The 13131-nt window shown below is 36.9% G+C and carries 12 protein-coding genes; 9 read left to right on the top strand and 3 right to left on the bottom strand.

The features are described 5' to 3' along the window. Nucleotides 1–8: 8 nt before the first annotated feature. On the bottom strand, nucleotides 9–1382 hold the full coding sequence (locus U0R11_RS08355; protein ID WP_406751253.1) for a DEAD/DEAH box helicase: 1374 nt from the start codon (nucleotides 1380–1382) through the stop codon (nucleotides 9–11). Nucleotides 1383–1519: 137 nt separating this feature from the next. Here U0R11_RS08355 and U0R11_RS08350 point away from each other — a divergent pair, with 137 nt between their 5' ends. From U0R11_RS08350 to U0R11_RS08340, 3 genes are read left to right on the top strand one after another with little or no spacing between them, the layout of a single operon-like run. Next, nucleotides 1520–2737: a chloride channel protein gene (locus U0R11_RS08350; RefSeq protein WP_406751252.1), complete on the top strand. Its 1218-nt coding sequence runs from the start codon at nucleotides 1520–1522 to the stop codon at nucleotides 2735–2737. Next, nucleotides 2734–3933: a M14 family zinc carboxypeptidase gene (locus tag U0R11_RS08345; RefSeq protein WP_406751251.1), complete on the top strand. Its 1200-nt coding sequence runs from the start codon at nucleotides 2734–2736 to the stop codon at nucleotides 3931–3933. Before U0R11_RS08350 ends, U0R11_RS08345 begins: the two co-directional genes overlap by 4 nt. 1 nt (nucleotide 3934) lies before the next feature. After that, nucleotides 3935–4570: a NeuD/PglB/VioB family sugar acetyltransferase gene (locus U0R11_RS08340; protein ID WP_406751250.1), complete on the top strand. Its 636-nt coding sequence runs from the start codon at nucleotides 3935–3937 to the stop codon at nucleotides 4568–4570. Here the strand turns inward: U0R11_RS08340 and U0R11_RS08335 are convergent. Together U0R11_RS08335 and lipB are read right to left on the bottom strand one after the other, a co-directional pair. Further along, nucleotides 4557–5291 (bottom strand): 3'-5' exonuclease, encoded by a 735-nt coding sequence (locus U0R11_RS08335; protein WP_406751249.1) that lies wholly within the window; start codon nucleotides 5289–5291, stop codon nucleotides 4557–4559. The genes U0R11_RS08340 and U0R11_RS08335 overlap by 14 nt on opposite strands. 3 nt (nucleotides 5292–5294) lie before the next feature. Then, a complete protein-coding gene (gene lipB / locus U0R11_RS08330; protein ID WP_406751248.1) occupies nucleotides 5295–6032 on the bottom strand; it encodes a lipoyl(octanoyl) transferase LipB in 738 nt (245 codons plus the stop codon). Nucleotides 6033–6101: 69 nt separating this feature from the next. On the opposite strand from lipB, the gene U0R11_RS08325 reads away from it, so the two are divergent. The 6 genes from U0R11_RS08325 to U0R11_RS08300 all read left to right on the top strand — a co-directional run bounded on the left by U0R11_RS08325 (nucleotide 6102) and on the right by U0R11_RS08300 (nucleotide 13101). Then, the gene (locus tag U0R11_RS08325) at nucleotides 6102–6455 is read left to right on the top strand and encodes a YraN family protein (protein WP_406751247.1); all 354 of its coding nucleotides are present in this window, start codon (nucleotides 6102–6104) and stop codon (nucleotides 6453–6455) included. 23 nt (nucleotides 6456–6478) lie between these two features. After that, on the top strand, nucleotides 6479–6901 hold the full coding sequence (gene ybeY / locus U0R11_RS08320; RefSeq protein ID WP_406751246.1) for an rRNA maturation RNase YbeY: 423 nt from the start codon (nucleotides 6479–6481) through the stop codon (nucleotides 6899–6901). Between the two features lie 26 nt (nucleotides 6902–6927). Next, nucleotides 6928–8790 (top strand): tRNA uridine-5-carboxymethylaminomethyl(34) synthesis enzyme MnmG, encoded by a 1863-nt coding sequence (mnmG, locus tag U0R11_RS08315; protein ID WP_406751245.1) that lies wholly within the window; start codon nucleotides 6928–6930, stop codon nucleotides 8788–8790. 2 nt (nucleotides 8791–8792) lie between these two features. Continuing rightward, entirely contained in the window at nucleotides 8793–9680 is an 888-nt protein-coding gene (locus U0R11_RS08310; RefSeq protein ID WP_406751244.1) for a class I SAM-dependent methyltransferase, read from the top strand. 73 nt (nucleotides 9681–9753) lie between these two features. Beyond that, entirely contained in the window at nucleotides 9754–11313 is a 1560-nt protein-coding gene (locus U0R11_RS08305) for an Ig-like domain-containing protein (protein WP_406751243.1), read from the top strand. Nucleotides 11314–11586: 273 nt separating this feature from the next. After that, nucleotides 11587–13101, top strand: a complete 1515-nt coding sequence (locus U0R11_RS08300; RefSeq protein WP_406751242.1) for a tetratricopeptide repeat protein — start codon at nucleotides 11587–11589, stop codon at nucleotides 13099–13101. Nucleotides 13102–13131 lie beyond the last annotated feature (30 nt).

The raw sequence follows: 13131 nt of genomic DNA, 5'->3' as shown, positions 1-13131 counted from the left end.
TCACAAATCTACCTTTTCTTTTTTATGGAGGATGTATTTGACCGAAATTTTGATGCGCTTTTAGGTTTTCCCTTAGAATTATTTCCTTTAGCAGGGCCTTTTGCGGAACCTTTTATTCCCGCCTTAGTCCGAGGTTTAAACTTCTTTTCATGAAATGCTCCTTTGAAATCCGGATCTTCTCTTTTGCGCTGATCATCCACAGCCCGCAACATATCTTGCTGCTCTAAAAAAGGAGTGTCTTCTTCGTAAATCTCTGAAGGTAAATGCTCTATCTCTATTTTCTGTTGAATGATTGTTTCAATTTTTGCCCAATGGTAACGTTCTGCTAAAGTCACAAATGTGATCGATTCCCCAATTTCAGCCGCTCTACCCGTCCTACCTATACGATGAACATAATCTTCATAAATCAGAGGAACATCAAAATTGATGACATGAGAAACTTTAGGAATATCGATGCCCCTCGCCGCTACATCCGTAGTAACTAAAACCCGAACTAAGCCTTCTCTAAATTGCTGCATGGCATTGATTCGCGTATTTTGGCCCTTATTGGAATGTATAACCCGAACTTGATCTTCTGCCAAAATTTTTCTACTCAAAAACTTCTCCACTTGATTGGCCACCTCTTTACTCCTACAAAAAATCATAACTCTTTCGAAATCAGCATTTTGCATAAAATATGCTAAAGCATTGATTTTGGTTTTTAAATTAGGCGCCTCAAACACATGTTGTTTCACCTGACTAGCGGGTGTTGCTTGCGGGGTGATTTCTATTTTATGTGGAAACTCCAAAAACTCATGTGATAGGTTTTCTACTCGCTCAGGAAACGTAGCCGAAAACAAGCCATTTTGACGTTTTTTATAGGGAATCACTTCCAAAATTTGACGAATCTGAGGCATAAAACCCATATCCATCATTTTATCTGCTTCATCAAGGACCAAATGCTTCAATTCCTTAACAATTATCACTTCTTTTCGATACAATTCGATAAATCGTCCGGGTGTTGAAACGATGATATCCACTCCTTTTTCTATCGCTTGTATCTGCGGCTTTGGCCCCAATCCACCATATAATGCCAAAAGTCTCAAGTCCGTAAATTGCGCCAAGCTCACCATCACCTCATAAATTTGCATGACTAGTTCTCGCGTGGGCGCAAGAATTAAGGCCCTAGGATTTTGTCCTTGTGCATATTTACATTGCATCAATAGAGGTAAAACATAGGCTGCCGTTTTTCCCGTTCCCGTTTGAGCAATTCCTAACACATCATGTCCTCCCAAAAGTAAAGGAATAGCCTTTTCTTGAATTGGTGTAGGTTCTTGATAACCCAAGGCATCACATGCTCTTTGTAATTGTGGGTTCAATCCCAAGCTTAAAAAATCAACCATTTCGTAGAAAATTATGCCTACAAAGGTAGCTAAATTCATTCGATTTAATGGAAATGCCTGAATAGCTGCCTATTGGCAGCATTCCTTCTTCAATCCTTCCATTATTTCCCTAACTTTGGGCGAATTATTCCAATAGCTTGATACCAGCAACCCGACTTTGGCTTTCTAGAATTTTCATTGGATTATCCACTTCTTTTCTAGTGGGATCCGCTTCGTCTTTGTTTTTATGGGGATTGGAAAAGATTCAAATTTACCGAACAGAACACCTGGCCCTGTTATATGCATTACCCCTTCTTGGTGCCGCTTTTCAATTTGTCTCTCAAGTTCCCCATTCTCCGAGTAAATTTGGAACAAATGATTTGATTGATCGAGTTAACCAAAAAAGAGATGACATAGCATGGCACTTAGGACCATTCATTTTATTAGGCACTTGGTTGAGTCAACTCTTTGGCGCATCGGTTGGGAGAGAAGGAACGGCTGTACAAGTGGGGGGAGTGCTTGCGCATCAATTTTCCCAGTGGTTGAAATTAAAAGAGTTGGATAAAAAAGATTGGTTGCAAGCTGGTATGGCGGCAGGTTTTGCTTCCGTCTTTGGAACCCCTTGGGCAGGTTGTTTATTTGGACTTGAAATCTCCAAAGTGGGTTATCTTTCTTTTCACTCCTTCATACCCTGTCTTTTTTCTGCTTTTGGAGCCAATTGGGTGAGTGTCCACGTGTGGGGCACGAATCACACCATTTACCCTCTCATTTTTCTGCCTGAAATAAATGGGTTATTTTGGGTCAAATTGGCCAGTATTGGCCTATTTTTAGGGCTTCTAGGCCTTGTCTATTCGCGCCTAGAATCGATTATTTCTAAAAGCTTCGCCCAATTACCCATTCACTACATTCTCAAAGGGATTCTAGCGGGCTTCATTTTACTACTTATTTTTCAATTTCCTTTTTTCCAAGAATCCATAGGCTTAGGATCCTCATTTTTACTGCGCGCATTTGAATCTGGAGAAACCGCCAACTTTGCTTTGGGCAAGACCATTGCCACCAGCTTAAGTTTAGGTTTGGGATTTAAAGGGGGGGAAGCTACTCCTATATTCTTAATCGGAGCACATGCAAGCAGTGCATTACATGAAATCATTTCATTACCAATTCCTTTATTAGCGGCTCTGGGTTTTACCAGTTTATATATGGGCTTAGCTAAAACTCCTTTGACATCCATCGCTATGGGTATGGAATTATTCGGACCTCATGCTTGGTTCTGTTACATTATTTGTACGCTCATGGTGATGTACATTTCTGGTAAAAATGGTATTTTCAAAAATCAAGCATGGGCAAACTGGGTCCCTAAACCTTTATATTCATGATGTTTAATTTATTACTTGATCACTACGAAAGCTTTCAAGAAAAGCGCATTTCAAGCCGTAGATTTCCAGAAAAAATTTGGAATGATTTATTCCAAGAATGGTCCGAAAATACGTTCTTCGGTATCCGAAAATTAGGTGAAACTTTTGAAGGAAGGGACATCCAAGAAGTCCGATTTGGAGAGGGGCCAATCCACATCGCTGCCTGGTCTCAAATGCATGGAGATGAAGCTACTGCCACCATGGCTTTAGCTGATATTTTTCTTTTTTTATCCCAAAATGAGGCAAATTGGTCTGAATTTAAGAAAGAATTACATCAGAAAGTCAGTATTTTCATTATTCCTCAACTAAATGCAGATGGGGCCAAAAGATGGACAAGAGAGACGGCTTTGGGCATCGATATGAATCGGGATGCAATAACCCAGAATAGTCCAGAGGCCAAAATTTTAGCTCGATGGTTAGATGAAATTAAACCTATTTTTTCTTTTAATCTACACGACCATAATCGTTTATATTCTGTTGGTAAAACACGACATCAAACACACATTGCATTACTCGCTACGGCAGGTGATGAGCATGGCACATGGACAGCATCTAGGCTGAGAGCGGCTAAAATCGCGAATCGGATGGCCCGACAATTACAGCCATTATTACAAGATAAAATAGCCAAATGGCCAGATGAATTTGAAGCGCGGGCATTTGGAGATTTTGCTCAAGGAAAAGGTTATGGCTTGGTATTATTGGAATCGGGAGGTGCGGGATGGGATTTGGAAAAGCAAACTTTAAGAAAATACCATGCCTGTTTATTGTTGGATGCCTTTCATTCCATAGCCTTAGAAGCTTGGAGAACAGAAGAGACCCATCTATATCATCATTTACCAACGAATGAAAGACAAATCTTTGATATACTCATCAAAAATGCTCCCCTAAACCAAGAAGAGCCTATTTGTCGGGCAGATATTGGTTTAAACATCCAAGAGTACGCCTTGGAAGATGGGTCCATCCATTTTGCCTGGATATTGGAAGACATAGGAGATTTAAGTCCTTGGTTCGGATTGACGGAAATCGATGGGGAAGAGTTACATTTGCATTCAGAAAAAATGCTTAAGAAAGAGGGTGTATATCATCAACTTGTTATGACAAAAAACAATCAAGTAGCATTTGATCTCATTACATACACTCAAAAAATCAATTCCTAATATGACATCTTTACCTGTAATCATCATCGGCGTTAATCCATTTGCTTTAGAAGTTGCCTCTATTTTTCAAAAAAACGAGGTAGTTATCTACGGTTTTTTAGACGATGATCCTAAGAAAAAAGATACACAAGTAGGTGAAATTCCCGTTTTAGGTGGAACAGAAGAAGAATCCTATTGGGGTTTGATTGGTAAAAATTGTGGTGTATTTGTTGCACTAGAAAACCCAACAGAAAGAAAAAAGATGATTGAAACCATCATGGAAGACCGACAAGTGAAACCAGTGAATGCTATCCATCCATCTGCCATTATTGCTGATGTTAAAAACTTAGCCTATGGCGTCTTTATTGGTGCGGGAGCTATCATACAGCCAGAAGCGAAACTTGCAGACCATTGCATGATTGGGGCTGGAGTAATCATTGAAACCGGCACTCAGGTTGAAGAATACGTTCAAATTGGAGCAGGTTCCGTGATTGGTAAAGAGTGTAAATTAGACACCAATTGCTTTATTGGAATTCAAAGCACCATTGTAGGGAGCATCAAAATAGGAAAAGGAGCAACAGTAGGAGCGGGAAGTGTTGTCATTGAACCAGTTCCCGCATCTAAAAGAGTTTTCGGAAATCCCGCTAAACTGATGTAATTCGATCGATATTTTTTTCTTCCACCATTTGCAAAAAATGATATCTCAAATATAATTGGGCGAGCGTAACTACGTCTTCTACACAGTAGGCCCCAATTTTTGCTAAGTCATTTTCGTGATAATACACCCCATGAACCTTATCTCCTGTAAGGTTCGTTTTAGAACCGGGAATTCCCAACAATTCAGCTAATAAATCCAAGGAGATGTAGACTTTTCGATCGCCAAATTTCCACAATTCCATCGTATCTTGGTGTAAGACTTCCCAAGGTTTTTTACCATGAAGCTGTAAAGGTTTAGGAATTTCTAATCCATTCACTAGCATCCTACGACATAAATAAGGAAAATCAAACTCCTTTCCATTATGGGCGACCAGCGTTAGTTCTCTGGATTTATAAGTAATATTGATAAACTCGATAAATTCCAAAAGCAAGGATCTTTCATCCTGATTAGCAATGGTCTTAACTTTTAAACAGAGCTCTTTCTCCTTATTTTGATATAAAAATCCCATTCCAATCACCACTATTTTGCCAAATTCCGCAAACAATGCTGCGCGATCCACGTACAAATCTTCTAAAGATAAATTTTGTGGATTTGTCACATTCTTCGCTTTTTTTAGCCAAAATTGTTTCATTTTATCCGAAAGTCGGGAAAAATTAGATTCTCCTGATACCGTTTCAATATCAATAAATAAAGTGTTTTTAAAATTCTTTTTCGGCTCCATGGATTATTGATTTAGGGTTAGGTTCAATGTTTCACGTGAAACATGATGTAAATTCCATTCGAATAACTGCGCTAAGTGTACTAAAACAGCAGATTTCACCTCTTGCATATCCATTTCTCGCCCTAGCTCTTGCTGTAAAGAGCTTACACCCCTGGTAGCGATACCACAAGGAACAATGTGCGAGAAATACGATAAGTCCGTATTGATATTAAATGCAAAACCATGCATACTAATCCAGCGAGAAGCCTTCACACCTAGAGCACATATTTTTCGAGCATTATTAGACTCTGGATCAATCCATACTCCGGTTAAACCATCAATTCTTCCAGCTATTAATCCATAATCTTGGCAAGTTAAGATGATTGCTTCTTCTAGCATCCTTAGGTACAAATGTATGTCCGTATAAAAATTCTCCAAATCCAAAATAGGATAGCCGACCAATTGTCCTGGACCATGATAAGTAATATCTCCACCGCGATTAATCCGATAAAAACTCGCTCCAATACTCGCTAAAAATGGCTCTTGCATCAACAAATGTGATTCATCGCCACTTTTCCCCAACGTATAAACATGTGGATGCTCACAAAAAAGTAAAAAATTAGGGGTTTCCTGAACTAATCCCTCGCGACGATTCCTCAATTTTATTTGAGCAATATGATTCAGGAGCGATTCCTGCAAATCCCACGATTCTTGGTAAGGGGCTAATCCAATATCAACAAATTGAACTTCTTTATTAGGCATCTCATAATATCAAGGAATTATTGAAAAGGAATGATTCCCTTATATACCTTGCCGCACAAAGATAAGAGAATGGCAAAACATTTAAAGCTTGGCAGACGAGCAGAAGGAATAGCAATTGACTATTTACGCAGAAATCACTACCAAATACTTGATAAAAATTACAGAACAGGTAAAGCGGAAGTAGATATCATCGCTTTAGATAAAAATACCTTAGTCTTTGTTGAAGTGAAATCCCTTAAAAGAACCCGATTTGGTTATCCAGAAGAACAAATCAATACGCATAAAATCAACATGCTTTCTCAAGCTGCTAATGAATACCAAACAGAACAAAATTGGGAAAAAGAGATTCGATTCGATAGTATATCGATTACTTTTTTACCACAAGCAACCAAATTAGAACATTTCGAGGATGCTTTTTTGTAAATTAGCTCTTTGAATGAAAAACCATGATACAATTTTGCTCAGAAGAGATTGCCTTTTCACTGCCAAACAAAAACAAGCATAAAGCCTGGTTAAAAGCCGTAGCCACAAAAGAACAGAAATCCATTGGAGAAATAAGTTACATATTTTGCTCTGACGACTACCTGTTAGAAATCAATAAAACATATTTAAACCATGATACCTTAACGGACATTGTCACGTTTGACAACTCAGAAGATTCCAAAAAACTTGAAGGAGACATCTTTATTTCCTACGATAGAATCCAAGAAAATGGCAAAAAACTCGATACAGAAAGTAGTGAATTACAACGCGTCATGGTTCATGGTTTGCTTCATTTAGCTGGGTATAAAGACAAAAAGAAGGAGGATAAAGCCATAATGACCGCCAAAGAAGATTATTATTTGGCACTATATTTTAAAGAACAATAAATGTTTCACGTGAAACAAAATAGAAAATGCAACAACAAGCATACGATGTAATTGTAGTAGGAGCGGGGCATGCCGGTTGTGAAGCAGCACATGCTGCCGCTCAAATGGGATCAAGCGTCTTGCTCATCACCATGAATATGCAAACCATCGCACAAATGTCATGCAACCCCGCGATGGGTGGGGTAGCAAAAGGACAAATTGTACGAGAAATTGATGCACTTGGAGGAATGTCAGGTTTGATATCAGACAAAACCATGATTCAGTTCCGTATGCTAAATCGTTCCAAAGGGCCTGCCATGTGGTCACCAAGATGCCAATCAGATCGAATGCGCTTTGCAGAAGAGTGGAGAATGGTTTTAGAACAAAATACAAACGTCGATTTCTGGCAAGATTCTGTTCAACAATTACTGATCAAAAACAACGAGGTCTGTGGAGTAATAACCCGTATGGGAATTGAGTTTAAAGCGCGCACCGTAGTACTTACGAATGGAACCTTTTTAAATGGCTTAATACACATAGGTGAAAAGCATTTTGGGGGAGGACGAATGGCCGAACCTATGGCACAAGGATTAACAGAACAGCTAGTTCAATTAGGCTTTGAATCGGGAAGAATGAAGACGGGCACACCGCCCAGAGTAGATGGGAGAAGCCTAGACTATTCAGCGATGGAAGAACAAAAAGGAGATGAAAACCCTAGCAGTTTTTCCTATTTGACAGAAACTCCCATTCAAGAACAAAGGTCTTGCTGGATTACACATACCAATACAAAAGTACACGAAGTATTAAGAAGAGGCTTTGATAAATCTCCCATGTTTGCCGGTAGAATTAAAGGCCTCGGTCCTAGATATTGCCCATCCGTAGAAGATAAAATTAACCGATTTGCTGATAAAGATAGTCATCAAATTTTTGTAGAACCAGAAGGTTGGAATACCGTAGAAATCTATGTGAATGGCTTTTCTACATCCCTTCCCGAAGAGATACAATATGAGGCCATTCGACTTATCCCTGGCTTCGAAAAGGCAAAACTTTTCAGACCAGGTTATGCCATCGAATACGATTATTTCCCCCCAACCCAATTACTAGCCACCTTAGAAACAAAACTAATTCAAGGACTATATTTTGCTGGACAAATAAATGGAACAACAGGATACGAAGAAGCCGCTTGTCAAGGACTTATGGCAGGGATCAATGCCCACCAAAAAGCACAACAACTAGACCCCTTCACTCTTTCAAGATCAGATGCCTATATCGGAGTATTGATTGATGACCTAATCAACAAAGGAACAGACGAGCCCTACCGTATGTTTACTTCACGAGCTGAATTTAGAACGCTTTTGAGACAAGATAATGCGGATGAAAGATTAACAGTAAAAGGCTTTGAATTAGGACTTGCATCAAAAAAACGCATGGATAAATTCATACAAAAGCAAAGCGACGTTGCTCGATTACTTGACCACCTTAAAACAAATAAAGTTAAGCCTGACGAGATGAATACCTGGTTAGAAAACCAAGGTAGTTCAAGCCTTAGAGAAGGAACTCCCATTGTCAACCTACTGAGACGATCAGACTTAAGCTTCTCCGCTTTATTACAACATCCTTTGATTCAGCATATACAAGAAACATATTCCCAGGAAGTCATCGAACAAGCTGAAATCATTGTTAAATATGAAAGCTATATCGAGAAAGAAAGGCTTATGGTAGATAAAATGAAAACCATGGAAGATCTGAAAATTCCAGATACTTTTGACTACGACAAAATTAAAACACTCTCCACCGAATCTAGAATTAAATTAAAATCCATCCGACCACAAACTATTGGTCAGGCTAGCAGAATATCAGGAGTATCTGCATCCGATGTATCCATTCTACTTTTATTCATGGGTCGATAATTATGGAAGAACTAGAAGAATGCCCCGCTTGCTCAAACAAAGAATTTTCGTTAATTCTGAGTGCCAAAGATTACACCGTATCGCATCAAACATTCCAAGTGATAGAATGCCAAAGCTGCCATTTACGCTTTACAAATCCAAGACCCAAAGCAAGTGAAGCAGGGCCCTATTACAAATCAGAAAATTACATTTCCCATAGCAATACAGAAAAAGGTCTCATAAACCAATTGTACCAATGGGTAAGAAATATTACCCTGAAACTAAAAACCAATTGGATAGAATCGGAGAAAAAGGGTGACAAAAACATATTAGACATAGGCTGCGGTACGGGACATTTCCTTCAAGCTTGTCAAGAAAGGGGTTGGCACATTCATGGCATGGAGCTAGATCCAAGTACAGCTCAAAAAGCAGCACAATTAACAGGTAAATCAATCTATCCTCATTTAACCCATATTCCAGAATCAGATACCTTTCAAGTCATTAGTCTTTGGCATGTACTTGAGCACGTCTATGAAATACATGAGTACTTTACTTTCTTTAAAAAGAACTTAGCCCCTAATGGTAAATTGTTATTGGCTCTACCCAATTGCAACAGCTACGATGCTCAATACTTTCAAGAATACTGGGCAGCATATGATGTACCAAGGCATATTTATCACTTTACACCCGAAACAATACAAGCTATAGCCAAACAATATGGATTCTCATTAAAAGAAAAAAAAGGTTTAATCTTTGATAGTTTTTACATTTCGTTAATGAGCCATGAATACCAAAGTGGTTCTAAAAAAATAATTTTATCCTTTATCATAGGTCTAATTTCTAATATCAAAGCCTACTTAGGAAAAGGTAATTATTCCAGTAATTTATATATCTTCGAACATGCTCAGTAGGCTAAAAAACATTGTACTTTTTACCTTTTTATCGGGAATATTTATCGTTCTGATCCTACAAAGCTGTGCCCAAATGGCTAACCCTCCAGGAGGAAAGAAAGATACCTTGGCACCTAAAATCAGTGAATCCATTCCATTAAATAAAAGCAGAAATTTTAAAGGAAAAAAAATCGAACTTACATTTAATGAATATGTCGGTATTAGAAACCTAAATCAAGAACTATTAATAACTCCTTCGGTAGGAACCTATCAAACAAAAATAAAACCTCAAGGTCTCAGTATCGTATTAGATAGTTCTTTGAAAGATAATACCACCTATACATTCAATTTTAGAAATGCCATTGAAGACGCTTCAGAAAGAAATGTCGGTAAAAATATAAAATTGGTTTTTAGTACTTCCAATGAAATAGACTCCCTACAAATCAAAGGGAGTGTCAAGCAATTAATGACACAAAAGCGTCCAGAAAATATATTAGTGGCACTATATCCTTGGAATGACTCCCTGTCCATTCAACTTACTAAACCATATTATTTCGTTAAAACGGATACATCAGGAAATTACCTACTTGAAAACCTAGCTAAAGGAAAATATTATATGGCGGCCTTTAACGACATCAATAATAATTTGCTGTATAACTCGAATAAAGAATCGGTGGATTTCATTTCCGACAAGTATATTGATTTAAGTAAAAATCAAGAACAACATTTTGCTATTAGCTTACAAAATCAAGATTCATTAAAACTAAGTAAGACAACAGCTTCTGCCAAAACGGTTTTGTATGAATTCAATCGAGGTATTAAATTCCTCACATTACAAAATCCTCCCAAGGCCCAACTATATTACCAACAGGAAGACAACAAAAACCTTCGATTCTATGTACTAAACCAAACAAGCACAGATACCCTCTTTGTTCAAGCTACCATGACGGATTCTTTGGATAGAAAGTATCAAATACCTCTTAAAATAAAATTTAGAGAATTAACCAAAAAAGAAAAAGTTCAAAAGCTAGATCTAAACTTTGAAGTAAGGCCGGGGCCAGGAAAATTACTTTCTCCCTCTGATTCCTTGCACATTAAATTTACAAAACCCGTTCAGCAATGGGCTTCTACGGGTATCTTATTTAAAACAGAAGAAGGAGAAATTCTTACTTTACCCGATCATGCATTTCAATGGAATCAATTCCAAAATAATCTTACCATCAAAAATGCTTATTTACCCAGTAGAACAAAATTCGAATTAAGCCTCAACAAAAATGCATTCGTTGGTGTAGACGCTGATTCTAGCCAAACATATACCCAAAAGATGGAATGGCAAGATGTAGAAAATTACGGTAGTATAGATGGTCACATTTCCACTCAAGATCCCAATAGTCACTTCATTGTAGAATTAATTAAGGCTGATTCGTTTGAGCCCTATATGACAATTAAAACAAGCAAACGCTTTGAATTTATTCACGTGGAACCTGGGCTGTATCAAATACGCGTTATTGCTGATCAAAATAACAATGGCTACTGGGATATTGGTAATTTTAAAATTAGGAAAAAGTCAGAGCCTGTATATTTCTTTGAAGGTAAAATCAAGTTAAAGGCTAACTTTCAAATTTCTGATTTGTTGATAAATACACAAAAATAATGTGGAAAACATGTTAATAAGTAAGCAAAACAGTGAACAATTCAAACGTAAATTGTGGAAAGATATTTGACCTGCCAATTTGTAGACAATTTTACAAAACTATCCACAGCTTTTTATAAACTTATCTACATAATCAATCTAAGTTTAAAATATATAATTAATTTATAATCAATATGTTATATATCAAAAATCAGCTTATCCACTTATCCACATTGAATAACAATAAGAAACAAAAAAGAGATTTATAAAACTTTTATTTTTTTTAAATAAGTCATGTGGAAAACATTTTCTAAATCTTACTTTTTTCTAGCTTTCTTGCTGATAGGATATGGCCATCCTACTCAGGCTGAAGCTATCTTCAAAAGTTCTGATTCTTTATTTGTAGATAGATTACATCAAATTCTAAAAATTAAGAAAGAGAAGAAAAGATCTAAGAACTTAGATGAATTGTTCAAAAAAAGCATTAATAATGGTTCTTTTTTAACATTTTACTCGTTTAATGAAATATTAAAAGAAAATTTAGCATCGTTTTGGATTAAGTATTGTGGACAAATTGTTGATAAGTTAATTAATACACAAGGCTTAGAAGTAAGTAAAGATTGGTTAATTGGCTTAAAAGATCAGGGAATTGCTAATCGAGAAGTAGAGCAAATGCTTGTTTCATTGATACAGGCTAATCCCGAACAAGCCAATCCTGTTGAATTAATCATTCATTGGTATGCCTTAAATCAACAATGGGAAAAAGTTTGGATGCAGAGAAAGGCATTGGATATTCGTTTTAAGTGGGGAGGAAAGGAAGTTAATGATTTTGGAATAGCTTGTTTTCAACGACAGCAATGGCCTTTAGTAAATCAAGTATTTGATTATTTGATTAAAACATACCCTCGTTCCCCACAATTGTTGAATTGGAAGCAATTAGCATTAGCTTCTCGAGAACAAAGTATCCAGAATAAGATGGTGATTGAAAAAACAGAGTTTTCAAATTTAATTCAATCCTATCGAGAATTAAGAAAGGACAGAGGAAATAATCCTGGTACTGCTGAGACCTATTTATCTGAAGCCAGAATATTTTTGTATCAATTAAATCAATTGGATTCCGCAGAAAGAGTATATCAGAAAGGAATTGAGTTAACAGAGTTTAATGTCAATTTACAGGCGCAGATGAAATTGGAGTTAGGAGATGTGTATTTATATGCTGGTAGGAAATACGATGCATTACTTCAATATGCCCAAGTGGAGAAATTGGTTAAAGATTCACCGATAGCTTATGAAGCTAAATTGAAGACGGGTAAATTATACTATTATACAGGGGATTTCGAATTAGCGAAAGCCAATTTTGATGTATTAAAACAAAGTACACAAAAAGAAATTGCCAATGATGCTTTGCATTTAAGTTGGGTTATTGAAGATAATACAGGTATAGACACCTTAGAAACTGCTTTAAAATCTTTTGCTACGATTCAATGGCTATTTGAACAAAAGAAAGAGCAAGAAGCCGATAAGGCCTTGAATGAATTATTCAAAAATCAGAAAGGCCAGAGTTTGGAAGATGATATATTGTATCAAATGGCTCAAAGGTCATTAGAAAAAAAGCAAGTAGAACAGGCCATAATTTTATTTAAAGATATTTATGATCGATTTGATCAAGATATATACGGTGATGATGCGCTATTTCACTATTTACAATTAACGGATTATAGAAATAAGGATTTAAGCCTACAATTTGTATCCAAGTATCCAAGTAGTATTTATTTACAAGATATTCGAAAGCACCTAGCTATCCCTTAATTGTATAAACTCAATCCTAAAAAATAATCC

The sequence above is a fragment of the Aquirufa salirivi genome, assembly GCF_045310485.1.
GTDB classification, from domain to species: Bacteria; Bacteroidota; Bacteroidia; order Cytophagales; family Spirosomataceae; genus Aquirufa; species Aquirufa salirivi.
This window is presented reverse-complemented; position numbering and strand designations above follow the sequence as displayed.